Genomic DNA, 25,098 nt, shown 5'->3' on the forward strand with positions numbered 1-25,098 from the left:
CTCCGGGCCGCCTCCCGTCACCCCCGGTCGCCCCGGGCCCGCCTCAGGCCCCCGTGATCGTCCACCGGCCGACCTCCCGATGGGCGGAATCGAGGACGGTCTCGCCCGCCCCGGGCTCCATGCCGTAGTACCGCAGGTTGCCCGCCCAGTAACGGAGGATGCGCCCCAGCTCCCGGGTGGTGTCCTCCGCGGACGCGGTGTCGTCGACGTCGACTTCGAGCAGGAACTTCACGACGGCCTCCACAGGCGCACTCGGGGCGGGGCCGATGCCACCGCCCACTCGTGGGTTCCAGCATTTCATTGAAGTTGCTCTGGGGACTTTTCCAGAATCCTGGCAGGTCAGCGACTCGCGTAACGCGACAAGTCTCAAATGGGGACGGTGGCGTGCCCGGCCCTGGTCACCGGTCACGACGGCGGAGGCAGCCACGACCAAGCTGTTGGGTTCCGGGGCGTCCGGATCGTCGTGGTACCCGGTCCGTGCCATCAGGCGGTCTGACGCGCCTCGAACGGGTACTGGTATGACTGGTGCATGCAGGAAGAGGCCGCGCAGTCCGCGATCGACACGTTCATCTCCGCCTTCAACGCCCCGGACGACAGTCGGGTGACGACCCTGCTCTCCCAGGCCCTGACCTCGGACGTGGTCTTCTGGGGGCCGCTCGGGCAGCGGGAGGGGATCGAGGAGGTCGAGCGGTTCGTGCTGGATCTTCGGCGGCATCCGGCGGGGGCCGGGACCATGGTGCGGTGCTCGGCGGTGGACATGCCGGACGAGTGGGCCCGGTACCAGTGGGTCTTCACCACGCCGGACGGGGGGCCGCGGCTCGCGGGCACGGATGTCGTGCATCTGCGGCGGAGTCTCATCGACCAGATCATCGTGTTCGCCGGGGAGATCAAGCCGTCCGGCTCCTGAGTCCGTTCGCTTGAGGGGCGTGATACCGGCGGGAACTCCGGGTACCCAAGTGGGCTCTGCTCGCCGAAGCTGAAGGGGAGTTCGTCTCCTTCCCTGCCAGTCGATGCGGAGAGTTGAACCATGGCCCCAGAGAATCCCTCGGCCCGCGCGTCCGGGCCGGTCGGCACGCCCCGTCGCACCGTGCTCGCCGGTGCGGTCGCCTCCGCCGTCGCCTCCGCCGTCGCCGTCGCCGCGGGTACCGGCGCCGCGCGGGCCGCGTCCGGGCGCGGCGGCTGGCCCAGCACCTTCCCGCTGCCCAACGGGTTTCGGCCCGAGGGCATCGCCGTCGGGAGAGCGCCGTACGCCTATGTGGGGTCGCTGGGCACCGGGGGCGTGTACCGGGCCGATCTGCGCACCGGGCGGGGCGAGTTGCTGCACGCGGGCGCGCCCGGCGTCCCCGCCGTCGGGATGAAGGCCGGGCGGGACGGGCTGCTGTACGTCGCCGGGGGCGCCAGCGGTACCGCGCGCGTGCTGGATCTGCGCACCGGCGCGATCGTGGCCACGTACCAACTCGCGGCGGAAACCGGCCACTTCATCAATGATGTGCACCTTGCGGAGGACCGCGCCTGGTTCACGGATTCGAGTGACCGGGTGCTGTACGGCGTACCGCGTGGGCGCGGGCGCCGGGGGGACGTCCGCCGGGTGCGGCTCGGTGGGGACTGGCAGCAGGAGCCCGGTGTCATCAACGCCAACGGCATCACGTCCACTCCTGACGGGCGGGGGCTGATCGTCGTCAGGAGTCTGCCCGCCGGGCGGCTGTACCGGGTCGACGCGCGCAGCGGTGACGCTGTGGAGATCCGGCTGAAGGGCGCGGCCGACGTGCAGTACGGCGACGGTCTCGTGCGGGTGGGGCGCACGTTGTTCGTGGTGCAGAACCGGCTCAACGTCGTCACCGGGTTCCGGCTCGGGGCCGATGGGCGCAGCGCCGTCCTGCGCCATCGCCTCACCGACCCCCGCCTCGACGTTCCCGCGACCGCCGCCCGCTTCGGCGACCGCCTCTACCTGGTCAACGCCCGGTTCACGACTCCGCCCGCGCCCGACACCACGTACGACGTCGTCGCCGTGCCGCTGCCCGGGGCCACGGCCAGGTGATGTCAGGCCATGGCTCCTGGCCGGTTCCGGTCGTATGCTCGGAGTTGCATCTCTGACTGAGTCAACTATCCGCCGGGAGAGGTGGTGGCGCGTGAGCGTTCAGGAGATCCGTTCCTTCAACCGCTTCTACACGAATCTCATCGGCGCGCTGGACTACAGCCGCCACCTGTACGCGCCCTACACCCTCACCGAGTCCCGGGTGCTGTACGAACTGGCCCACTCGCCGCGCACCGACGTCGCCGATCTGCGGGGTGAACTCTCTCTGGACGCCGGGTACCTGAGCCGCATCCTGGCCAAGTTCGAGGAGGACGGGCTGGTCGAGCGGACGCCGTCGGAGCGGGATCCGCGGCGGCGGCGCGTCACGCTCACCCCGCGCGGGCGCACCGCCGCCGAACTGCTCGACGAGCGGTCGCGGGAGGCGGTCGGCTCGCTCCTCGCGACCGTTCCGGCCGCCGAGCGTGAGCGGCTCACGGCCGCCATGGCGACCGTCCGCGCCGTCCTGTCCGACGGCACCCGCCGCCCGCCCCGCGCCGACGACGTGCTGCTGCGCGAGCCCGTGGCGGGCGAGCTGGGGTGGATCGTGCAGCGCAACGGCGCGGTGTACGCCGCCGAGTTCGGGTGGAACGCCGACTACGAAGGCCTGGTGGCCCGCATCGTCGCCGACTTCGCGCAGGACCACGACCCGTACCTGGAGCGGGTGTGGATCGCCGAGCTGGACGGGCGGCCCGTCGGGTGCGTGATGTGCGTACGCGACGAGGCGCCGGGCACGGCGCGGCTGCGGCTGCTGCTCGTCGAGCCGGAGGCTCGGGGGCTCGGCATCGGGGATCGGCTGGTGGGGGCGGTGGTGGAGTTCGCCCGGGAGGTGGGGTACCGGGAGCTGGTGCTGTGGACCAACGACGTGCTGGCCGCGGCCCGGCCCCTCTATCAGCGGCACGGGTTCGTGCTGGTGGCGGAGAAGGCGCACCGGTCGTTCGGGGTGGATCTGGTGGGGCAGGACTGGCGGTTGCAGGTGCAGAGCGGGGCGCTTTGAGCTGCGACAGGGCGTGGGGCGCCCCGTCAGGGGGTTCGGCCGTCCCGCCAGGGGGCTCGGCCGTCCCGCCAGGGGGCTCGGCCGCCGCCCTCGGGCGAGGGAAGTCCGCGGTTGCGTCTGCTTGGTCGGCCTGTCTGTGCGGCTGCGGGTTCGCTGTGGCTTGTCGCGCAGTTCCCCGCGCCCCATACGGGGCACTCAGTACCGCGCCGCTTACGGGGCGCTCGGCACCGCGCCTCTTGCGGGGTGCCCCTTACGGGGCACCCCGCCCCTCACCCCTCTCCAGGGGCGTTTCCGTCGGCGTCCTCGGGAAAGAAGTTCGGCCATGAAACTCGCCTTCTCCACGCTCGGCGTACCCGGCATGCCCGTCCCGGACGTACTGCGCCTCGCCGTCACCCACGGCTATCACGGCGTCGAGCTGCGCGCACACCCCGAGGAACCCGTCCACCCGGGCCTCGGCCTCACCGAACGGGCCGACGTGGCCGCCGAGTTCAAGGACGCGGGCATCGACGTCCTCGGCATCGCGGGGTACCCGCGCGTCGCGGCGCCCGGTGCCGACGAGCCCGTCCTGGACGAGATCAGGACGCTGCTCGGCCTGGCCAGGGACCTCGGCGCGCCGTTCGTCCGTGTCTTTCCCGGCGGATTCCCCGGCGGTTCCTCGGCCGACGGCCCCGAGCCGTCCCAGGAGCAGCGGGACGAGGCCGACGCGAGAGCCGCGCGACGGCTCGGCACCGCCGCCGAGTACGCCGCCGACGTCGGCGTCCGCATCCTCCTGGAGACCCACGACTCGCACCGCACCGGCGCCGCCGCGGCCCGCGTCCTCGGCCCCGTCGGCCACCGGCACGCCGGGGCCCTGTGGGACGTGATGCACACCTGGCTCGGCGGCGAGCAGATCGCCGACACCTACGCCGCGCTGTCCCCGTTCCTCGGCTACATCCAGGTCAAGGACATCGCGAGCGCCGACGACACCACCCCGCTCCCCCTCGGCGCGGGCGTCCTGCCCCTCGCCGAGTGCGTGGAACTCCTGACCCGCAAGGGCTGGGACGGCTGGCTGTGCTGGGAGTACGAGAAGCGGTGGTACGAGGGGGCAGCACCGTTGCCCGAACTGCTCGGGCCAGGGCGGGAGTTGCTGGCGCGGTTGCTCACGGAGTCGGCCTGAGGGAGCCGGGTGCGCCCCCGCGGGTCGGTGTCGGCCCGCCGGTGCCCCGGGCCACCCGAACCGCTCAGGCCTCCCTGCCCCCGCCCAAGTACCCGTCCAACAACCCCGCCCCCGCCAGCATCGCCCGCGACCTCCGCGTCAGCTCCTCCTGGCGGCGGGCCAACGCCGCTCGCAGCGCCTCGCTGCTGCCCGTCTCGCGGAGGCCGTCCAGGACGGGGCGGATCGCGGGCAGGGGGTAACCGGCCTGCCGGAGCATGGTGATCATGCGGGCGTCGCGGATGTCCGCCGCGCCGTAACGGCGGTACCCGGTGCCCCGCTCCCGCGCGGGCGCCAGCAGCCCCGCCGACTCCCAGACCCGCAGCGCCGACGTCCGCACGCCGACCCGGGCGGCGACCTCGCCGACGGTCAGGGCCGGGCGGGACGGCGCCGCGGCCGCGACGGGCGCCCCCGTGGGCCCCGACCCGGCCAGCCCCGAAGCGGCGGACGCCGACCCCACGGACGCCGACCCCGCAGACGCCGACCCCGCAGACGCCGACCCCACGGACGCCGACCCCGCAGACGCCGTTCCCACGGACGCCGACCCCGCCCCCACATCCCCACCGGCCACATCCGCCAACGCCTCCCCCGTCTCCCGCAGCGCCTCCCGCTCCGCATGCAGCTCCGCGTGCGCGGCGTCCAGCAGGCGCAGCGCCTCGGGTACCTCCCCCGCGTGCACCGCCCGCATCACCGCCCGCGCCGTGTCGGGGCCGAAGCCCTTCGCCAGGGCGCGGTAGGCCAGCAGGGCCCGGCCGTGGACGGGGGCGAAGCGGCGGTAGCCGGAGGGGGTGCGGGGGGTGGGCGGCAGGATGCCCGCGTCGGCGTAGTCGCGTACGAGCTGGGTGGAGACGCCCGCCATCCGGGCCAGGTCGATGGGGCGCAGGGCCTTGGGAAGCGGCCGCGCGGGGCGCGGGGTCATGCTCGGGGCGCGGGTTCCGGGATCACTTCGTCAGCGTACGTCTCCGGGGCGGGCGGGGAGGGCGGCGGAGAGACCGGGGACGCCTGGGGTGCTTGGGACGCCGAGGACACCGAGGACGCCGAGGACACCGAGGACACCGAGGACGCCGAGGACGCCGAGGACGCCGCAGCGGACTTCCCCCGGCTCCGGCCCGGCAGCGACGTCAGCGCCACCCCGCACACCAGCAGCGCCGCCGCGCACCACTGCAGCCCGCCCACCGACTCGCCCAGGAACAGCGCGGCCGACGACATGCCGAAGACCGGGACCAGAAGCGAGAACGGGGCGACCGTCGACGCCGGGTAGCGGCGCAGCAGGTAGCCCCAGACGCCGAAGCCGAACACGGTCGTGACCCACGCGACGTACGCGATGATCCCCACGCCCTGCCAGTCGAGGGAGCGCAGCGCGTCGAGGTCGCGTGCGGGGCCCTCGAAGAGGAGCGAGAGGGCGAGGAGGGGGAGGATCGGGACGGTGCTCACCCACACCATGAAGTTCAGGGCGTCGGGCGGCGAGGCCTTGCGGGTGAGGACGTTCGACACGCCCCAGCAGGCCGCCGCGGCGACGGTCAGGCCGAAGGCGGTGAGCGGTCCGGACGCGCCCTCGTGGACGGCCGCGACCCCGATGCCCGCGAGGGCGACCGCCATGCCCAACACCCGTATCCGGGCCGGGCGTTCACCCAGTACGGCGAAGGCGATGAGCGCGGTGAACACGGCCTGGATCTGGAGGACGAGCGACGACAGACCGGCCGGCATCCCCGCGTCCATGCCGATGAACAGCAGCCCGAACTTGGCCACGCCGAGCGCGAGACCCACGCCCACCAGCCACTTCCAGGCGACCTTGGGGCGGCCGACGAAGAACACGGCGGGCAGCGCCGCGACGAGGAACCGCAGGGCGGAGAAGAGGAGGGGCGGGAAGTGGTCGAGGCCTACCTCGATGACGACGAAGTTGACGCCCCAGAGGGCGGCGACCAGGACGGCGAGGAGGATGTGGGTGGGGCGCATGCGTCGAGGATCACGCGACCCGAGTGTTCAGCACCAGCGCGAGTTTCTTCATGATTGCCTGAAGCGTTGCTTAGGAATGGCTCCCCCGGCCGCACCGGAGACGTCCTTCGACCGCCGGGACTCGACCGCTGAGAGACGAGGTGACCCCCGTGCTGGATCTCGCCCGGCTCCGCGCCCTGCACGCCGTGTCCGTCCACGGCACCGTCGGCGCCGCCGCCGCGGCGCTCGGCTACACGGCCTCCGCCGTGTCCCAGCAGATCGCCAAGCTGGAGCGGGAGACCCGTACGACGTTGCTGGAGCGGCGGGGCCGGGGCGTGGCCCTGACCGAGGAGGCGGTGCGGCTCGTCGAGGCGGCGCAGGAGTTGCTGGCGATCGTGGAGCGCGCGGAGACGGACCTGGAGGAGCGGCGGGGCGTCCCGGCCGGGCGCCTGACGGTCGTGGCGTTCGCGTCGGCGGCGCGCGGCCTGCTGCCCGGGGTGCTCGCCGAGCTGGCCCGCCGCCACCCGGCGCTCGACGCGCGCCTGTCGGAGATCGAGCCGCACCTGTCGGTGGACCTCGTCGCCAAGGGCGCCGCGGACCTGGCGGTCGCGCACGACTGGGACATCGCGCCGCTGCCCGCGCCGCCCGGCGTCGAACAGGCCGTGATCGGCGACGACTTGTGCGACCTCCTGGTCCCGGCCGGGCACCGGCTGGCCGGGCGGACGTCGGTGCGGCGGGAGGAGCTGCGGGGCGAGCGGTGGATCTCGCAGCCGCCGGGGCGGGTGTGCCACGACTGGCTGCTGCGGACGATGCGGGCGGCGGGCTGCGAGCCGGACATCGTGCACCGCGCCGAGGAGAACCCCACCCTGATCGCGCTGGTCGCGGCCGGTCTGGGCATCGCCGTGATCCCGCGCCTCGGCCGCGGCCCGCTGCCGGCGGGGGTGACGGCGGTCCACCTCGATCCGCTGCCGGTGCGCAGGCTGTACGCGGTGTGGCGGACGGGGGCGGCGCGGCGCCCGGCGATCGCGGAGGCGGTGCGGGTGCTGCGGGAGGCGTGGGTGCGGGAGCCGGGCGAGACGGGCGGCGGACCGCACGCCGACGCGGGCGGCGGACCGCACGCCGACGCGGACAGCGGACCGCACGCCGACGCGGACAGCGGACCGCACGCCGAGACGGACGGCGGACCACCCACCGACCCGGGCGGCGGACCGCACGCTGAAGCCCCCGAGAGGCCGTCGCGGGGTGCGAGCTGACCCCACGCCCCCCAGTCGCACCAACTTCCGGCGATCGGGGGCTGTTCGGGAACCCTGGCGCGCGCCCCGGCGTCCAAGGGGCACGCTGCCGGAGAGTCTCCGCGAGGCGGTGTCGGCATCGCTGCTGGCTGCGAACGCTGACCACCCTCTCCGCCGCCCGTGGCCGGCAGCGCGCCGCCACCGGTGCGCCCCTCCCTTGCATCGGTGGCGGCCCCTTCGACACCCGTCCGCGACCGACGGCCGCCACACTCTTGACCCACCGCACCCCACGGGATATCCGTGGCAGGTGCCTCACGACTCCCACTCCACCCCCAGCGGCCAGGACACCCCCGACGACCACGACGCCCACCCGCGCGCCCTGCTCTCCCGCATGACGCTCGAAGAGAAGGTCGGCCAGCTCTTCGTCCTGCATGTGTACGGGCAGCACGCGAGCGCCCCGGACCCGGCCGACATCGAGCTGAACGAGCGGGAGCTCGGCGTGCGCACCGCCGCCGACGCCGTCGCCAAGTACCGTCCGGGCGGGCTCATCTACTTCGGCTGGGCCCACAACACCCGCGACCCGCACCAGCTCGCGGCGCTCTCCAACGACGTGCAGCGCGTGGCCCACGCCACCTCACCGGGCGTACCGCTGCTGCTCTCCGTGGACCAGGAGCACGGCATCGTCGCCCGCATCGGCGCGCCCGCCACGCTCCTGCCGGGCGCGATGGCGCTCGGCGCGGGCGGCTCCGCCGACGACGTCCGCGAGGCGGCCCGGATCGCGGGCGCCGAGCTGCGCGCGCTCGGCATCTTCCAGAACTACGCCCCGTCCGCCGACGTCAACGTGAACCCGGCCAACCCGGTCATCGGCGTACGGTCCTTCGGCGCGGGCCCGGACGCGGTGGCCGCGTTCGTGACCGCGCAGATCGAGGGCTACGAGCAGGCGGGCATCGCCCCGGCCGTGAAGCACTTCCCGGGCCACGGCGACACCGAGACCGACAGCCACTCCGCGCTGCCGCACATCCACCACACCCGCGAGCAGTGGGAGGAGCTGGACGCCCCGCCGTTCCGCGCCGCGCTCGCCACCGGCATCGACGTGGTGATGACCGCGCACATCGTGGTGCCCGCGCTCGACCCGGCGCTCGACCCCGCGACGCTCTCGTACCCCATCGTCACCGGCATCCTGCGCGAACAGCTCGGCCACGACGGCGTGATCGTCACCGACTCCCTGTCCATGCAGGGGGTGCGCACCAAGTACGGGGACGACCGTGTCGCCGTCCTCGCCCTCAAGGCGGGCGTCGACCAGCTGCTGCACCCGCCGCAGCCCGAACTCGCGTGGAACGCGGTCCTCCAGGCCGTCCGCGACGGCGAGCTGACCGAGGCCCGCATCGACGAGTCCGTCCTGCGCATTCTCCGGCTCAAGCGGAAGCTGGGCCTGTTCGAGCAGGCGTACACGACCGAGGCCGACGTCGACGCCACCGTCGGCAGCGCCGGCCATCTCGCCGCCGCCGACCGCATCGCCGAGCGCACCACGACGCTCCTGCGCAACGAGGGCGGCCTGCTCCCCCTGTCCCCCGACACCCACCGCCGCCTCCTGGTCCTCGGCGCCGACCCGGTCTCGCCGTCGGGCACCACCGGACCGCCGACCACCGTCCTCGCCGCCGCCCTCACCGAACTCGGCTTCACCGCAACGGCGTTGAGCACCGGCATGGAGCCGTCCCCCGAAGCCGTCGACAAGGCGCTCGCCGAGGCGGCCTCCGGCCACGACGCCGTGATCGTCACGACGTACGACGTCACGGACGGCGACCGCCAGCACGCCCTGGTGACGGCCCTCACAGCCACCCCCGGGGGCCCGCCCGTCGTCACCGTCTCCGTCCGCACCCCGCACGACGTGACCCGGCTCCCCGGCGTGACCGCCGCCCTCGCCGCGTACTCCTGGACGGACGTCGAACTCCGCGCCGCCGCCCGCGTCCTCGCGGGCCGCGTCCGGCCCGTCGGCCGCCTGCCCGTGCCGGTGCCGAGCCCGGACGACCCCGGGCAGGTGCGGTACCCCATCGGCTACGGACTCTCGTACGAGCCCTACGCCACCGCCGACCCGCAGGCGTAGCAGGCGTACGCAGCCCGCCGCCAGCGCCGGGGCCAACGTGCGCAAAGCCCCCCGCGCGGCTGGCGTGCGCCCGCCGCGCGGGGTCACGCTGGGTGCACATGGCGTACGTGTCGGGGGGTCCGGCCATGCGGGTGTCGGGAGCGGTGGTGGCGTGCGGTGGCACGCTGCTCGTCGCCGCGCTCGCCCTGACCGGGTGCCAGAAGTCCCCCGGCTCCGGATCCGGGCCCTCCGGCGACACCTCGCCCGCCGGGTCCGCCGGGACCGGATCGGTCTTCCTCGGTGCGGACGAGTGCAGTTCACGGGGGCGGGAGGCCTTCACCGAGGTGCCCTGCGGCAGCGAGCGGGCCGCCGCCCGGGTCATCGCCCGGCACGGGGGGCGGGTCGGGGACGGGCCCCGCTGTCCCGGGCGGACCGACTTCGTCCTCCACATCAGCGCCAATCGGCCCTCCGTCGACGAGGACGGGGACGGGGCCGTGCCCCAGGGGTACGCCTGCATGCGCAATCTGGAGTCGCCGCATCCCGGGGATCCCGGGGCCGGGGGCGGGCCTCGTACCGTCGTCGGGGACTGTGTGTACGGGGCCGGGCGGGGGCAGGTCCGGGAGACCGCCTGCGAGGGGTCGGGGCGGCGGGCCCCCGAGTACCGCGTGGTCGCGGCCGTCCGCTCCCGCGACCTCTGCCCTGCGGGCACGCGGCTGTATGTGGCTCTGGGTGGGGGGCGGCCGGTGGGGTGTGCGGTGCGGGTGCAGGCGCCCCGCTGATCGGCGCTCCGCGCCTCGTCCTCAAACGCCGGACGGGCTGAAATCAGCCCGTCCGGCGTTTGAGGAGCGGGGTCCGGGGCGGAGCCCCGGTTTCGGGAAAGGGGCGGGACTGGGGCGCCCCGCGACGGCCTACCGCCGCAGCATCTGCTCCCGGTCCCGGTCTCGACGGTCGAGCTTCGCGTCGTAGGGCGCCAGCGGCTTCGCCTGAGCGGCCTGAGCGGCGGGCACCCCGGCCCAGGCGAGGATCCGCTCGGTGGCCTTGGCCTTGTCCGCGGCGGCGAGCCCGGCCACGTTGGCGCCGTGGTTGGCGCCGGGCGCGGTCAGGACGTGGGAGTCGTGCTTGGCACCGCGCGCGGGCCGGAACGGCTCGGCGCCCCACGGGTCGTTCTCGCCATACACGAACAGCATGCGGTGGGAGTTGTGCCGCACCCACCGGTCGACGTCCTTCATGGCGTTCTTCTGGAACTTCATCGGGATCTCCCGGGGCACGAAGTTCCGCGGCGGCTGGTACCCGTAGCGGCTGAGGCCCTTGAGCCAGGGCTGCTTGATGTCGGGGGAACCGAGCTGCGTACCGGCCTGGTAGTAGTACGGCGTGTAGTACTCAAGGCCCTGGTCGGTGTAGGAGGCCCAGCCGCCGACCTCGTCGATCCAGCCGAACAGCGTGGCATCGCTGGCGGTCTTGGCGACGGGCACGTCGGCGCAGGCGGTGGCGGCCGGCTGGTACTGCCAGAAGCCCCAGTTGACGTCGAGGACGACGGCCTCGAAGGCCTTGTCGATGCCGCCGATGGTCTTGAAGGTGTGGTTGTTGGCGGCGGCGAAGTCGGCGTACAGCTTCTTCATGGGCGCGCGCCGCACGAGCGACTCGTGCTGCACGGCCTCGATCTTCGCGCGGCACTCCTTGGTGCCGACGGTGTCGAGGAAGCGGTCGTACGCGGAGTCCTCGCGGTTGTTGACGTCGTTGGGCGCGACGTAGGCGACGACGCCGTCCATGTCACGCGGGTAGAAGCGCTCGAAGTAGGTGGCGGTCATGCCGCCCTTGGAGGCGCCCGTGGACAGCCACTTCTTGCCGTAGATCGGCTTGAGGACCTTGAAGATGCGGTGCTGGTCGGTGGCGGCCTGCCAGATGTTCAGCTTCGACCAGTCGGCGGGCGCGGGGCGGGACGGCGTGAAGAAGCGGTACTCCATGGAGACCTGGTTGCCGTCGATGAGGCGGGTGGGCTCCGCGCGGCCCGGGTTGGTGTTGAGTCCGTAGCCCGAGGTCGAGAAGACGGTGGGCCGGGCGGTGTCCTTGTGCAGCACGGTGATGCGCTGCTGGAACGTGCCCTTGGACGGGTGCCGGTGGTCGACCGGCTGGGTGTAGTTGAGGACGAAGAAGCGGTAGCCGTCGTACGGCTTCTCCTCGATCAGGCTCATGCCCTTGATGGCGAGGAGCCGGTCCTTGATGTCCTTCTGTGCGGCGGGCGCGCCCTGTTCGGCGTCGGTCGCCGCCGTGGCGGTGACTCCGGTGAAGCCCACGGTGCCTATGAGCACCACGAGCGAGAGCACCCATCTGAGGGTCTTGCGCATGCATCCTCCCCTGTCGGCGCAGCGATTGACCGGAACCTAACCGAGCAACTCGTCGCACACCAGGGCACATTGAGGACAAAGCGAACAAAGAAGGCTCAGGAAAATTCACTGAGAGGACGGGGACATCCGCTGACCGGACAACTCGGGCTCAGCAGAGGATCCAGCCCGAGCTGACCTTCGCCCGGCCCACCGAGCCCTTGATCCAGACGCAGCGGTGTCCCGCGTGCACCTTCACGGGGCCCGCGAGGCGGGTGAAGGTGCCCGCGTCCCGCACGGGGCGGCTGCCGCGGGCCTGCACGCTGATCGACATCTTCTTGCGGGCGCCGGGGTTCTTGGCGTACGTCACGGCGCAGACGTAGCCGCGTTTCTTGTAGAGGACGACCTTGCCGGTGCTGAAGGTCAGGGTGCGGGCCTTGTGGCCGGGGCAGGGCCCGGCGGCCTCGGCGGCTCCGACGCCGGGTCCCGCGAGTGCGAGCAGGACGGCAGCCGCGAGCGCGGCGGTGCCCGTCGACAGGCCCAGCCGTATCCGACCACTCTTCACGTGTGCCCCTCCCATACACCCCCGCATCAGCGTACTGACGTACTGACGCCGGATCCGCATCCGATGGTTGCGGAACCTCACCTCTCAGTTCTGCCGCGCCCGGAACCCGGGACCCATCGGACAGCCCTAGGCCCCCACCGGCTCCCCCACGAACGTCCGCCACAGCCGCGCGTACCGGCCGCCCAGCGCGAGCAGCTCCTCGTGCGTGCCGTCCTCGGCGACCCGGCCGTGGTCCATCACGATCACGCGGTCCGCGCGGGCGGCCGTGGTGAGGCGGTGGGCGACGATCAAGGTGGTGCGCGTGCCGGCGCTCGACGCGGGGTGGTCGTCGGGCGACGGGTGGGCACGCTTGCCCGCGATGCGGTCGGTGGCCTGGTTGACCTGGGCCTCGGTGGCGAGGTCGAGGGCGGCGGTGGCCTCGTCCAGGAGCAGGATGTCGGGGTCGACGAGCTCGGCGCGGGCCAGGGCGATGAGCTGGCGCTGTCCGGCCGAGAGGTTGCGGCCGCGTTCGGAGACCTCGTGCAGATAGCCGCCGTCGAGCGTGGCGATCATGTCGTGCGCGCCGACGGCCCGCGCCGCCGCCTCGACCTGCGCGTCGGTGGCGTCGGGGCGGCCGTAGGCGATGGCGTCGCGGAGGGTGCCCGCGAACAGATAGGCCTCCTGCGGGACGACGCCGAGCCGGTGGCGGTACGAGGTGAGGTCCAGGGAGCGCAGGTCGGTGCCGTCGACCGTGACCCGGCCCGACGTCGGGTCGTAGAACCGGGCGACGAGCTTGACCAGCGTGGACTTGCCCGCGCCGGTCTCGCCGACGAAGGCGACGGTCTGCCCGGCCGGGATGTGCAGCCGGACCCCGCTCAGCGCGGCCTCCGGCTCGGCGGCCGAGCCGTAGCCGAAGTCGACGTCCTCGAAGGCGATCTCGCCGCGCAGGGAGAGCACGTCGAGGGGTTCGTCGGCGGACTTGGTGGACGTGGGTTCCTGGAGCAGTTCCTGGATGCGGCCGAGGGAGACGGTCGCCTGCTGGTAGCCGTCGAAGACCTGGGAGAGCTGCTGGACGGGGGCGAAGAACAGGTCGATGTAGAGGAGGTACGCGACCAGGGCGCCGGTGGTGAGCGTGCCCGCGTCGACCCGGTGCGCGCCCACCATCAGGACGGCCACGACGGCCACGGACGACAGGAGCTGCACGAACGGGAAGTACACCGAGATCAGCCACTGGCCGCGGATGCGGGCCGCGCGGTAGTCGGCGCTGCGCGCGGCGAACGACTCGCTGCCGGAGCGCTCGCGCCGGAAGGCCTGCACGATCCGCAGCCCGGACACCATCTCCTGGAGGTCGGCGTTGACCACCGACACGCGCTCGCGCGCCAGCTCGTACGCCTTGACGCTGGAGCGGCGGAAGAAGAACGTGCCGACGACCAGGAGCGGCAGCGTCGCGAACACGACGAGGGCGAGCTGGACGTCGATGACGAGCAGCGCGACCAGGATGCCGAAGAAGGTGACGACGGAGACGAACGCGGTGACCAGGCCGGTCTGCAGGAACGTGGACAGGGCGTCCACGTCCGTGGTCATCCGGGTCATGATGCGCCCGGTCAGCTCCCGCTCGTAGTAGTCGAGGCCGAGCCGCTGGAGCTGCGCGAAGATCTTCAGGCGCAGCGCGTACAGGACCCGTTCGCCGGTGCGGCCCGTCATCCGGATCTCGCCGGTCTGCGCCGCCCACTGCACGCCGACGGCGACGAGGGCGAGCGCGGACGCGGTCCACACGGCGCCGAGGGCGAGCTGGGAGACGCCCTCGTCGATGCCGTGCCGGATCAGGACGGGAAGCAGCAGGCCCACCCCGGCGTCGACGGCGACGAGCAGCAGGCTCAGGGCGAGCGGCGCGCCGAAGCCACGCAGCAGGCGGCGCAGTCCGTACGACTCCTCGGCGGTGACGGCCCGCGCCTCGTCGATGGCCGGGGTGTCGGTGGCGGGCGGCAACGCGTCGACCTGGGCGAGGAGTTCGGGGGTCGCCGGGGTCCCGGACATCGCGATGTCCCGGGGCTCCCGGTCGCCGACCCACAGGCGCGGGGTGATGCCGCGCTCGGCGTCGAACTCGGCGTCCAGCTCGTCGCGTACGGAGGTGTCCTCGACGGCCTCGGCGGGCGCGGCGGGGGCGACGTGGCCGGGCGAGACGCCGCCCAGCTCGTCGGGGTCGGTGAGCAGGCGCCGGTACAGCGGGGAGCGGCGCTCCAGCTCGGCGTGGGTGCCGATGTCGGCGAGGCGGCCGCCGTCGAGGACGGCGATGCGGTCGGCGAGGTTCAGGGTGGAGCGGCGGTGCGCGATGAGGAGGGTCGTACGGCCCTCCATGACGTGCTTGAGGGCCTCGTGGATCTCGTGCTCGACGCGGGCGTCCACCGCCGAGGTGGCGTCGTCCAGGACGAGCAGGCGCGGGTCGGTGAGGATGGCGCGGGCCAGGGCGACGCGCTGGCGCTGGCCGCCGGAGAGGGTCAGGCCGTGCTCGCCGACCTTGGTGTCATAGCCCGCGGGCAGCTCGGCGATGAAGCCGTCGGCCTGGGCGGCGCGGGCGGCGCGCTCGATCTCCTCGTCGGTGGCGCCGGGGTGGCCGTAGGCGATGTTGGCGCGGACGGTGTCGGAGAACAGGAACGAGTCCTCGGGGACCAGGCCGATGGCGGCGCGCAGCGAGTCCTGCGTCAGCTCGCGCACGTCGTGGCCGCCGATGAGGACGGCGCCGCGCGACACGTCGTAGAAGCGGGGCAGGAGCAGCGACACCGTCGACTTGCCGCTGCCGGAGGAGCCGACGACGGCGAGGGTCTCGCCGGGGCGTATCTCGAAGCTCAGCCCGTCGAGGACCGGGCGGCCTTCCTCGTACGCGAACGACACGTCGTCGAACTCGACGGTCGCCGGGGCGTCGTCCGGCAGCTCCTTCGTGCCGTCCCGCATCGTCGGCTCGGTGTCGATCAGCTCCAGGACCCGCTCCACGCCCGCGCGGGCCTGCTGGGCGACGGTCAGGACCATCGCGAGCATGCGGACGGGGCCGACGAGCTGGGCGAGGTAGGTGGAGAACGCCACGAACGTGCCGAGCGTGATCTCGCCCTTGACCGCGAGCCAGCCGCCGAGCGCCAGCATCGCGACCTGGCCGAGCATCGGCACGGACTGCAGGGCGGGGGTGTAGCGCGCATTCAGCTTGATGGTGCGAAGGCGACCCGCGAAGAGCCTGCGGCCGACCTCCCTGAGCTTCCCCGTCTCCTGCTCCTCCTGCCCGAAGCCCTTCACCACGCGGACACCGCCGACGGCACCGTCGACGACCCCCGCGACGGCGGCGGCCTGCGCCTGCGCGTACCAGGTGGCGGGGTGCAGCTTGGAGCGGCTGCGGCGGGCGATCCAGAGCAGGGCGGGGGCGACGGCGAGGGCGACCAGGGTCAGCGGCAGCGACAGCCACGCCATGATCACCAGCGACATCACGAACAGCAGGACGTTCCCGATGGTCATCGGCAGCATGAACAGCAGGCCCTGGATGAGCTGCAGGTCGCTGGTCGCCCGGCCCACGACCTGCCCGGTCGACAGCTCGTCCTGCCGCCGCCCGTCGAGGCGCGTGACCGTGTCGTACATCTCGGTCCGCAGGTCGTGCTGCACGTCGAGGGCGAGGCGGCCGCCGTAGTAGCGCCGGATGTACGTGAACACGTACACGAGGACCGCGGCGCCGATGAGGGCGGCGGCCCAGGGCCCCATCGACCTGCTGTGATCACCGATCACGTCATCGATGACGACCTTCGTGAACAGGGGCACCAGTGCCATGACGGCCATGCCGCCCAGCGAGGAGCCGAGCGCGAGCACCACGTCCAGGGGGTGCCGCCACGCATACCCCCACAGCCGCTTGGCCCACCCCTGCACTGGACTCTCCGGCTGCCCCGGTGTCACCGGCTGCTCCGCCACTGTCCGCCTCCCGTCGACCTGACCTGCCGAGAGGCCCAACGCGGGGGTCTACCGATTTCATCCCGCCGCAACAAAACAGCTGGGGGCTGCGCCCCCGTTCCCCCTGCCTTTTCGGCGCTCCGCGCCTCGTCCTCAAGCGCCGGACCGGCTGTTTCCCCCGCCCGCCCCTGTCAGGGGCGGGCGGGCGGGGGAAATCCGCCGCGAAGCGGCGGAGCAGGCGAACGCCCCGGTCCGGGCCGGGGTCCGGGGTCAGGACTGCGGGACCGGGACCGCGGCTTCCTTCGGGGTCTCCGTCGGGGCGAAGCGGGTGGGGGCCTGGGTGAGGGGGGTGAGGTCCTTGTGGATGGCCTTGGCTACTCGCTGGATGGTGTCCACGCCGTAGTTCATGCTGCTGTTGCCGTGGGTGAGCACGGAGAGGGTGTAGTCGTGGCCGCGGCCCTTGAAGGCGCCGAGGCTGTGGACGCGCCAGCCGTGCGTGGCCCGCGGCAGCCAGCCGTTCTTGACGGCGATGGAGGTGCCGGACGGGGCGCCCGCCGGGGTGCCCCAGCGCTGGTCGCGGACGACCTTGCCCATCAGCTTCAGGATGTACGCGCGAGCGTTGTCGCTGAGGACGTTGTTCTTGCCGGTGACCAGGGCGAGCAGCTTCTGCTCGTCGGTGGCGTTGATCCGGGTGAGGCCCCAGTAGCCGCCGGAGCCGGGCACCGTCTTGGTCATCTTGGCGGCGGCCAGGAACTTCTTGACCTTGGTGACACCGAGCTGCCGCCACAGCGCGCTGGTGGCGTCGTTGTCCGATCTGGTGATCATGGCGGTGGCGAGGTTGGACTCGCGCTCCGTCAGGTACCGGTTCGTCTTCTTCGCGTCCCACAGCAGGGTCGCGAGCACGGTCACCTTGACGACGCTGGCCGAGTCGAACGACGTGGAGCCGCGCAGGGTGCAGGTGGTCTTCGTGGCCTTGTCGTGGAAGCCCACGGCGATGGTGCCCTTGCGGTTCTTCAGGGCGGCCGTGATGTCCTTCGTCAGCTTCTTCGCCAGCTCGGGCTGGGCCGACGAGGTGCACTTGACCTGGGCCGTCGCGGCGGCGGCCGGGGTGGCGGCGGCCACCCCGGCGACGGGCACGAGGACGGCGGCGGCCGCCCCCGCGCTCAGGATGCGGGCACGCCGGGATATGCGGTGAGTCATGGAGGTTCCCCCCGTAGTCGGACACGCGTACGCCCCCAGCGCACGCGTATCACTTGACTCACCGGCCTGGGTGAAAGGTTGCACGCGGAACGAAAAAACCTCAGCCCAGATGTGTAGGCGCGAACATCCGCAGCAGCGCGGGCAGCACCACGACCGACGGCCCCGGCGAGGCGAGTGCCTCGGCCAGGTCGTCCCGCAGCCGCTCCGGCGAGCTCCGCACCCCCGGCACCCCGAAGGACTCCGCGAGCGCCACGAAGTCCGGCCGGGCCAGCTCCGTGCCGGTCGCCTCGCCGAAGGCGTCCGCCATGTACTCGCGCAGGATGCCGTAGCCGCCGTCGTCGACGATGAGCCAGGTCACGTCGAGCCCGTACTGCTTGGCGGTGGCCAGCTCCGCGAGCGAGTACATCGCGCCGCCGTCGCCGGAGACGGCGAGGACGGGCCGCGTCGGGTCGGCCGCAGCGGCGCCGAGGGCGGCGGGGAAGCCGTAGCCGAGCCCGCCCGCGCCCTGCGCGGAGTGCATGGTGCCCGGCCGCCGCGCGTCGAAGGCGGACCAGGCCCAGTAGGCCAGGATCGTCATGTCCCAGAAGGACGGGGACCCGTCCGGCAGGGCGGCCCGCACGGCGGCGAGGACGTCCTGCTCCAGGGTCAGCTCCTGCCCGTCGATCCGCTCCCGGACGGCGGCGAGGACCTGACGTACCCGCTCCGGAGCCGCCGGATCGGCCCGCTCCCCGACCGTCTCCAGGAGCGCCGACAGGGCGATCCTGGCGTCCGCGTGGATGCCGAGCGCCGGGTGGTTGGACTCCAGCTTGCCGAGGTCGGCCTCGATCTGGATGACGCGCCCGCGCGGCTTGAACGTGTGGTAGTTGGACGACAGTTCACCGAGCCCGGAGCCGACGACCAGCAGGACGTCGGCGTCCTCCAGGAAGTCGGTGGTGTGCCGGTCCTCCAGCCACGACTGGAGGGACAGCGGGTGCTCCCAGGGGAAGGCGCCCTTGCCGCCGAAGGTGGTGACGACGGGCGCGTTCAGGCGCTCGGCGAGCGCGCGCAGCTTGCCGGAGGCGTCGGCGCGCACGACACCGCCGCCCGCGATGATCGCGGGCCGCTCGGCGCGGGCCAGCAGGTCGGCGGCCACGGCGGTGAGCTCGGGCCGGGGCACGAGCTCGTGCGGGGTCGCGTCGACGGCCGTGACGACCGGCAGCGTGGTCTCGGCGAGCAGCACGTCCTGCGGGATCTCCACCCACACCGGACCGTGCGGCGCGGTGAGCGCGGACTGCCAGGCGGCGGCGACGGCGGACGGGATCTGCGCGGCGGTCCGCACGGTGTGCACGGACTTCACCACGTCCCGGAACGAGGCCTGCTGGTCCCGCAGCTCGTGCAGATACCCGTGGCGCCCGCCGCCGAGCCCGGCGACCGGGATCTGGCTGCCGATGGCGAGCACCGGCGAGGACCCGGCGGCGGCCTCCTGGAGCGCGGCCAGCGAGGTGAGCGCGCCCGGCCCGGTCGACAGGAGCAGCGGCGCGACCTCGCCGGTGATCCGGCCGTACGCGTCGGCGGCGAAGCCGGTGTTGTTCTCCACGCGCAGCCCCACGTACCGCAGGGAGGAGCGGCGCAGCGCGTCGAACATGCCGAGCGCGTGCTGGCCGGGAAGGCCGAAGACAGTGGTGGCGCCGAGGCCCTGGAGGGTCTCGACGACGAGGTCACCGCCGTTGCGTCCCGGCGGGGGGTTCAGCGCGGCGTGCGTCTGCGCGGCGGTGGGCCGCAGCACGAGATCGTGGTCATGGGTCATGTCGGTCGTCCTTCCGTCGCGCGCGGCGGCCCGGCGGCACAGGTCACTTCGCGGCCCGGTCCGCCTCGGCGGCGGCACGCTCCTCGGCGGCGCGGCTCGCGGCGATCTGCCGGGACATGATCGTCGTCAGTTCGTACGCGGTGTGGGAGGCGGCCACGGCCGTGATCTCGGCGTGGTCGTAGGCGGGGGCGACCTCCACGACGTCGGCGGAGACCAGGTTGCAGGAGGCGAGTCCGCGCAGGATCTCCAGGAGCTCCCGGGAGGTCATGCCACCGGCCTCCGGCGTGCCCGTGCCCGGGGCGTGCGCCGGGTCCAGGCAGTCGATGTCGATGGAGATGTACAGCGGCCGGTCGCCGATGCGCTGGCGCAGCTGGTCGGCGACCTCGTCCGCGCCGCGGCGGTAGATGTCCGACGACGTGACGATGCCGAAGCCCATCTTCTCGTCGTCGGTCAGGTCCTTGCGGCCGTACAGCGGACCGCGCGTGCCGACGTGGGAGAGCGCCTCCGTGTCGAGGATGCCCTCCTCCACCGCCCGGCGGAACGGGGTGCCGTGCGTGTACTCCGCCCCGAAGTACGTGTCCCACGTGTCCAGGTGCGCGTCGAAGTGGAGGAGCGCGACCGGGCCGTGCTTCTTCGCCATCGAGCGCAGCAGCGGCAGCGCGATCGTGTGGTCGCCGCCGAGCGTCATCATGCGCGCGCCCGTCGCGAGCAGGTCGTCGGCCGCCGCCTCGATCGTCTCCACGGCCTCGTTGATGTTGAACGGGTTCGCGGCGATGTCGCCGGCGTCGGCGACCTGGGCCAGGGCGAAGGGGGACGCGTCCTGGGCCGGGTTGTACGGGCGCAGCAGGCGCGAGGCCTCGCGGATGGCGTTGCCGCCGAAGCGGGCACCCGGGCGGTACGACACGCCCGTGTCGAAGGGGACGCCGACGACGGCGATGTCCGTGGTGCCCACCTCGTCGAGGCGGGGGAGCCTTGCGTACGTGGCGGGGCCCGCGTAGCGCGGGACGCGCGAGGAGTCCACGGGGCCGCGGGGCTCGTTCGGGACGCTGCTGCTGGTCATGGTCGGGTTCCTCCAGGTGGTGCATGTCTTGCGTGGTCGAGTGTGGCGTGGTGGTGGGCCCTGCCGGGGGCTCCCCGACCCCGCCCCTTCCCGTAACTGGGGGCTACGCCCCCAGACCCCCTTGTCGGCCTGAACGGCCTCGTCCTCAAACGCCGGACGGGCTGAGAATGTGCTGGTGAGTTGTCAGCCCGTCCGGCGTTTGAGGACGAGCCGCGAAGCGGCGATCGGCGGGGGTCCAGGGGGCGGCAGCCGCCCGGTTTCTGGGAAGGGGTGGTTTGGGGACTCTTCATGCGGCCACCGAAGCCTCCGGCACCGTCTCCTCGGGCCCGCGCCCAGCGACCCGCTCACGCCAAGCGGCCAGCGTCGCCGCATCAGTGGGCGGCGTGGCCAGCGACACGGCCACGTACACCACGAGCGAGGTCAACAGCCCGTAATAGATGGGCTCGTTGGCGAGGATGCCGTAGTGCCACATCAGGCCGATGACGGAGAGCCCGCCGGCGGAGACGGCGGCCAACGCCCCCGCCCCGGTCCCCCGCCGCCACAGCAACCCGCCCAGAATGGGCACGAGCAGCCCACCCACCAGCAGGTTGTACGCGACGGTCAGCGCCTGGACGACGTCGTTGAGGGCGATGGACACGCAGATGACGGCGATGCCCATGACGAGGATGAAGAGGCGGTTGCCCTTCACCTCGTCGTGCGGCTCCCCCGCACCCGAGTCCCCGCGCACGGCGCCCCGCACCCGCGCCCAGATGTCGTTGTTGGCGACGGTCGCGCAGGCGATGAGCGCCCCGGACGAGGTGGACATCACGGCGGCAAGGGCGGCGGCGAGCACCAACCCCCGTACCCCCATGGGCAGTTCGTCCTTGACGATGGTGGCGAAGGCGGCATCCGCGCTGGGCAGCTTCGGGTACATGACCTTCGCGGCGGTCCCGATGACGGCTCCCGCGAGGGCGTACACGAGGCAGTACGTCCCGGCGACGGTCCCCCCGTACCGGGCGACCTTGTCACTGCGCGCCGTGAACACGCGCTGCCAGATGTCCTGCCCGATGAGCATGCCGAACGTGTAGATCAGGACGTACGTGAAGATCGTCTCGGCGCCGACGCCGAGCGGCGCGAAGTACTCGTCGGGCAGCTTGTCCCGCATCTCGCCGAAGCCACCGGCCTTGACGACGGCGATGGGCAGCAGCAGGAGCAGCACGCCGACCGTCTTGACGACGAACTGCACCATGTCGGTCAGCGTGATCGACCACATGCCGCCGAGGGTGGAGTACGCGACGACGATGGAGCCGCCGATGACGATCGCGAGCGTGCGGTTCATGTCGAAGAGGACGTCGAAGATGGTGGCGTACGCGATGGTCGAGGTGACGGCGAGCATCAGCGTGTACGCCCACATGACGACGCCGGAGAGGACGCCCGCGCGACCGCCGTAGCGCAGGTCGAGCATCTCGGAGACCGTGTAGACCCGCAGCCGGGCGATGCGCGCCGAGAAGAAGACCGACAGGGCGAGCAGGCCGAGCCCGATCGTGAACACCATCCACGCGCCGGACAGGCCGTGCGTGTAGCCGAGGCCGACGCCGCCGATGGTGGACGCGCCGCCGAGGACGATCGCGGCCATCGTGCCGGAGTACATCCACGGCCCGAGGCGACGCCCGGCGACCAGGAATTCGCTCTTCGACTTGGCGCGGCGCATGCCCCACCAGCCCATGGCCAGCATTCCGGCGAGATAGACGACGATCACTGTGTAGTCGACGGCCATGGAGGCCCTCCTTGCGCGCTCGGTCGGTGGCGTGTCGTGCGGGTGGAGTGCTGCGGCGACCGGCCGCGGGGACATCCGCCCGTACCCGAGGCCCCGGTCGGCACGACCCTAGGTGGCCGGAAAGCGACGCTGAAGTGTACGTTTCCTACACTCGCCGAGCGGTGGATGGAGGAAGTGTCCATGGTGCCGAACCCCGAACCCGCGCCGCCGCCGTCGCCGACACCACGGGACGCGTCCGCCACACCGTCGGCGACACCAGCACCACCCCCTCCCCCCGCCGCTCCCCCGACCCCGCCCGTCCCCCTGACCGCCCTGCTCGCCCACGAGGAGCTGGGCCTGCGCCAGATCGCGGGCCCGGACGCGGCGCGCACCGGCGCCGTCGTGCACTGGGTGCACACCTCGGAGATGGCCGACCCGTACCCGTACCTGCTGGGCGGCGAGCTGCTGCTCACGGCCGGGGTGCACGTGCCGGCGGCGGACGCGGACGGCGCGGCCGACCGCCTGGACGCGTACGCGGCGCGCATCGTGGCGGCGGGCGGCGCCGCGCTCGGCTTCGGGGTGGCCCCCGTCCACGACACGGTGCCGCAGGCTCTGGTCGAGGCCTGCGAACGGCACGGCCTCCCCCTCCTGGAGGTGCCCCCGCGCACGACGTTCAGCGGCATCGCCCGCGCGGTGTGGCAACTCATGGCCGAGGCCCGGCACGCCGAACTGCGCCGCGTCGCCCAGGCCCAACAGGGCCTCGCGGCAGCGGCGTCCCGCCCGGACCCGGTACCGGCCCTGCTCCGGCAACTGGCGGCGCGCCTCGGCGGGTACGCGGCGCTGTACGGCCCGGACGGGACGCCCACCCAGGCGGCGGGGACGTCGCCGGAGGCGGCGGCGGGGGTGGCGTTGGGGCGGCTGGTGGGGGTGGTCAATCCGGGTGCGGTGCCGGGCGCCGTCGTGGGTGCGGGGCAGGGGCAGGCGGGGGTGGCGGGCCAGCCGGGGCACGTCGGCCAGGCGGGCCAGACGGGCCAGGCGGGCCAGGCGGGCCAGGCCGAGCGGGCTCCGCGTCCGGCGCCCGCCTCCGCCACCGACACCGTCACCGGCACCCACCTCGCGGCGTACGCACTCGCCGGGGCCCACGGGCTCGCGCTCGGGGTGGCCACGCGGCAGCGGGAGCCGGGCGACCACACGCTGGCCGGGGTCGCCGCCGTGCTCCTGTCGCTGCTGACCGCGCCGCACCAGGGCGCGGCCGAGTCCGCCCGGTCGGCGGCGCTGGTGGGGCTGCTGCTGGGCGCGGAACCGGAGGACGTGGCGCCCCTGCTCGGCGCCGGAAGCTGGACCGTCGTCCACGCGCGCGTACGACGCGGCGACCACGAGCGGCCCCCGCCCACCCCGGCGTCCCTGGCGGCGGCCCTCGGCAGCACGCTGGCGGACGACGGCAGGCGGGCCGAGGGCTACGCCGAGACCCGGGCCGACGCGGCGGCGGACGGCACCCCCCACCCCGTACGCCTGCTGCTGCCCGCCGACCGGGAACCCGCCCCGCAGAGCGGCTGGACGCTCGGGGTCTCCGCGCCCGCCGGGGCCGGCGCCCTGCCCGCCGCCGACGCGCAGGCCGCGCGGGCCCTGCGTCGGGCCGAGGCGACGCGGGTGCCGCTGGTGCGGCACCGCGAGACCGGTCTGGCCGGGCTTGTCGCACCGGCCGAGGCCGACGCGCACGCGCGGGCGCTGCTCGCCCCGCTCGGCGGGGGGCCGCTCGCCGAGACGCTGCGCACCTGGCTGTCCCTGCACGGCAGTTGGGACCGTACGGCCGCCGCACTGGCCGTGCACCGCAACACCGTCCGTCAGCGCATCACCCGCTGCGCGGCGCTGCTGGACGCGGACCTGGACGACCCGGACGTCCGCATGGAGTTGTGGTTCGCCCTGGGCCGCACGGACGGGGTGGGCTGAGCACGGGTAGCCGCACGGCCCCGGAGCGACGGGCGACGGGGCGACGGCCGTACTCGCAGGCGACACCGGCCGCCCGCCCCCGTGACCCGCCCCGAGAGCCCCGAGCCGTACGCACCGGAGTGGTCAGGGGCCTCCGCACGCCCCCAGGACGCCCCCGCACCGCCCCGCCCCCGGAACGTGAGTCGCCGCACAGGTCCAGCGTGCGGGACGGCCCGCGCCGGGGTCGTTGACGACGGCACAATGGGTCGTATGCCGATACCCAGCCGCGCCGCGCTCGTCGATCATCTCGTCCGCACCCGCATCGCGGGCGATGTCGCGACGCCCCGCGACAACAACCTCTCCCACTACCGCAAACTCGCGAACGGCGACCGCCACTACTGGCTGGGGCTCGAACTGGGCGACCGCTGGACCGACGAGCAGGACGTGCTCGCGGTGATGGCCGAGCGCTGCGGCGTGAACGACGACCCCGAGTACCGCCAGGGGCAGGACACCATCGACCCGGAGCTGACCGTCGACGCCCTGGAGCGCATGGCCGGGCGGCTGCGCAAGGCCGCTTCCGCCCAGGAGCGCGTGCTCTTCGCCACCGGTCACCCCGGCGGCCTCCTCGACGTGCACCGCGCCACCGCCGCGGCCCTGCGCGCCGCGGGCTGCGAGATCGTCGTCATCCCGGAGGGCCTCACCGCCGACGAGGGCTTCGTCTTCCAGTTCGCGGACGTCGCCGTCCTGGAGCGCGGCGCGACCCTCTGGCACACCCACTCCCCCGAGCCGATGAACGCCATCCTGGACGGCCTGCTGCGCGAGGAGCGGCCCCTGCCGGACCTCGTCGTCGCCGACCACGGCTGGGCGGGCCGCGCGGGCCAGCGCGGGATCGACTCCGTCGGGTACGCGGACTGCAACGACCCCGCCCTGTTCATCGGCGAGGCCGAGGGGACCGTGCAGGTCACGGTGCCGCTCGACGACCACGTGACCAGTCCGCGGTTCTATGACCCGCTGACGGCGTACCTGCTGGACGCGGCGGGGCTCGGGGGAGCTGTCTAAGCCCGTCCGTCGTTCGAGGACGAGCGAGGC

The 25,098-nt window shown here is 73.4% G+C and carries 18 protein-coding genes and 2 pseudogenes; 9 read left to right on the forward strand and 11 right to left on the reverse strand.

Going from position 1 to position 25,098, the window contains the following annotated elements:
• Nucleotides 1-43: 43 nt before the first annotated feature.
• Complete coding sequence (locus tag IE274_RS02395) at nt 44-232, reverse strand: hypothetical protein (RefSeq protein WP_190114102.1); 189 nt, start codon at nt 230-232, stop codon at nt 44-46.
• Between the two features lie 156 nt (nt 233-388).
• Nucleotides 389-484, reverse strand: a pseudogene (locus IE274_RS02400) (DNA mismatch repair protein MutT); the annotation flags it as partial.
• A gap of 45 nt (nt 485-529) precedes the next feature.
• On the opposite strand from IE274_RS02400, the gene IE274_RS02405 reads away from it, so the two are divergent.
• The 4 genes from IE274_RS02405 (at nt 530) to IE274_RS02420 (ending at nt 4,224) form a co-directional block, all read left to right on the forward strand.
• The gene (locus IE274_RS02405; RefSeq protein WP_190113827.1) at nt 530-907 is read left to right on the forward strand and encodes a nuclear transport factor 2 family protein; all 378 of its coding nucleotides are present in this window, start codon (nt 530-532) and stop codon (nt 905-907) included.
• 120 nt (nt 908-1,027) lie between these two features.
• Nucleotides 1,028-2,038 (forward strand): SMP-30/gluconolactonase/LRE family protein, encoded by a 1,011-nt coding sequence (locus IE274_RS02410; protein WP_190113828.1) that lies wholly within the window; start codon nt 1,028-1,030, stop codon nt 2,036-2,038.
• A gap of 91 nt (nt 2,039-2,129) precedes the next feature.
• Nucleotides 2,130-3,068, forward strand: a complete 939-nt coding sequence (locus IE274_RS02415; RefSeq protein WP_190113829.1) for a bifunctional helix-turn-helix transcriptional regulator/GNAT family N-acetyltransferase — start codon at nt 2,130-2,132, stop codon at nt 3,066-3,068.
• 322 nt (nt 3,069-3,390) lie between these two features.
• On the forward strand, nt 3,391-4,224 hold the full coding sequence (locus tag IE274_RS02420; protein ID WP_190113830.1) for a sugar phosphate isomerase/epimerase family protein: 834 nt from the start codon (nt 3,391-3,393) through the stop codon (nt 4,222-4,224).
• 64 nt (nt 4,225-4,288) lie between these two features.
• Here the strand turns inward: IE274_RS02420 and IE274_RS02425 are convergent, their stop codons facing one another.
• Both IE274_RS02425 and IE274_RS02430 read right to left on the reverse strand, forming a co-directional pair.
• Complete coding sequence (locus tag IE274_RS02425) at nt 4,289-5,179, reverse strand: MerR family transcriptional regulator (protein ID WP_190113831.1); 891 nt, start codon at nt 5,177-5,179, stop codon at nt 4,289-4,291.
• Nucleotides 5,176-6,216 (reverse strand): EamA family transporter, encoded by a 1,041-nt coding sequence (locus IE274_RS02430; protein WP_190113832.1) that lies wholly within the window; start codon nt 6,214-6,216, stop codon nt 5,176-5,178. The genes IE274_RS02425 and IE274_RS02430 overlap by 4 nt, the downstream gene beginning before the upstream one ends.
• A gap of 149 nt (nt 6,217-6,365) precedes the next feature.
• Here IE274_RS02430 and IE274_RS02435 point away from each other — a divergent pair.
• From IE274_RS02435 to IE274_RS02445, 3 genes and pseudogenes are all read left to right on the forward strand, one after another.
• A pseudogene (locus IE274_RS02435) lies at nt 6,366-7,259 on the forward strand (LysR family transcriptional regulator); the annotation flags it as partial.
• 475 nt (nt 7,260-7,734) lie between these two features.
• Nucleotides 7,735-9,531: a glycoside hydrolase family 3 protein gene (locus IE274_RS02440; RefSeq protein ID WP_229909099.1), complete on the forward strand. Its 1,797-nt coding sequence runs from the start codon at nt 7,735-7,737 to the stop codon at nt 9,529-9,531.
• Nucleotides 9,532-9,656: 125 nt separating this feature from the next.
• The gene (locus IE274_RS02445; RefSeq protein WP_190114104.1) at nt 9,657-10,289 is read left to right on the forward strand and encodes a hypothetical protein; all 633 of its coding nucleotides are present in this window, start codon (nt 9,657-9,659) and stop codon (nt 10,287-10,289) included.
• A 129-nt stretch (nt 10,290-10,418) separates the two neighbouring features.
• Here the strand turns inward: IE274_RS02445 and IE274_RS02450 are convergent, their stop codons facing one another.
• The 7 genes from IE274_RS02450 to IE274_RS02480 form a co-directional block, all read right to left on the reverse strand.
• Complete coding sequence (locus IE274_RS02450) at nt 10,419-11,855, reverse strand: S28 family serine protease (protein WP_190113833.1); 1,437 nt, start codon at nt 11,853-11,855, stop codon at nt 10,419-10,421.
• Between the two features lie 148 nt (nt 11,856-12,003).
• Nucleotides 12,004-12,396 (reverse strand): hypothetical protein, encoded by a 393-nt coding sequence (locus IE274_RS02455; protein ID WP_229909100.1) that lies wholly within the window; start codon nt 12,394-12,396, stop codon nt 12,004-12,006.
• 126 nt (nt 12,397-12,522) lie between these two features.
• Nucleotides 12,523-16,320 carry an ABC transporter ATP-binding protein gene (locus IE274_RS02460; RefSeq protein WP_229909101.1) on the reverse strand — a complete coding sequence of 1,266 codons (3,798 nt, stop codon included), beginning with the start codon at nt 16,318-16,320 and terminating at the stop codon, nt 12,523-12,525.
• A gap of 249 nt (nt 16,321-16,569) precedes the next feature.
• Complete coding sequence (locus tag IE274_RS02465; RefSeq protein WP_190113835.1) at nt 16,570-17,499, reverse strand: serine hydrolase; 930 nt, start codon at nt 17,497-17,499, stop codon at nt 16,570-16,572.
• Between the two features lie 100 nt (nt 17,500-17,599).
• Nucleotides 17,600-19,285, reverse strand: coding sequence for a thiamine pyrophosphate-binding protein (locus IE274_RS02470; RefSeq protein ID WP_190113836.1), 1,686 nt, complete (start codon nt 19,283-19,285; stop codon nt 17,600-17,602).
• A 43-nt stretch (nt 19,286-19,328) separates the two neighbouring features.
• Nucleotides 19,329-20,345, reverse strand: coding sequence for an agmatinase (gene speB, locus IE274_RS02475; protein WP_190113837.1), 1,017 nt, complete (start codon nt 20,343-20,345; stop codon nt 19,329-19,331).
• Between the two features lie 286 nt (nt 20,346-20,631).
• Nucleotides 20,632-22,101 carry a sodium:solute symporter family protein gene (locus tag IE274_RS02480; protein ID WP_190113838.1) on the reverse strand — a complete coding sequence of 490 codons (1,470 nt, stop codon included), beginning with the start codon at nt 22,099-22,101 and terminating at the stop codon, nt 20,632-20,634.
• A 165-nt stretch (nt 22,102-22,266) separates the two neighbouring features.
• Between IE274_RS02480 and IE274_RS02485 the strand changes: the two genes are divergently transcribed.
• Both IE274_RS02485 and IE274_RS02490 read left to right on the forward strand, forming a co-directional pair.
• Nucleotides 22,267-24,030 carry a PucR family transcriptional regulator gene (locus IE274_RS02485; protein ID WP_229909102.1) on the forward strand — a complete coding sequence of 588 codons (1,764 nt, stop codon included), beginning with the start codon at nt 22,267-22,269 and terminating at the stop codon, nt 24,028-24,030.
• 249 nt (nt 24,031-24,279) lie between these two features.
• On the forward strand, nt 24,280-25,068 hold the full coding sequence (locus IE274_RS02490) for a phosphatase (RefSeq protein WP_190113839.1): 789 nt from the start codon (nt 24,280-24,282) through the stop codon (nt 25,066-25,068).
• Nucleotides 25,069-25,098 lie beyond the last annotated feature (30 nt).

Source organism: Streptomyces flavofungini, from assembly GCF_014650815.1.
In the GTDB taxonomy this organism is placed as follows: Bacteria; Actinomycetota; Actinomycetes; order Streptomycetales; family Streptomycetaceae; genus Streptomyces; species Streptomyces flavofungini.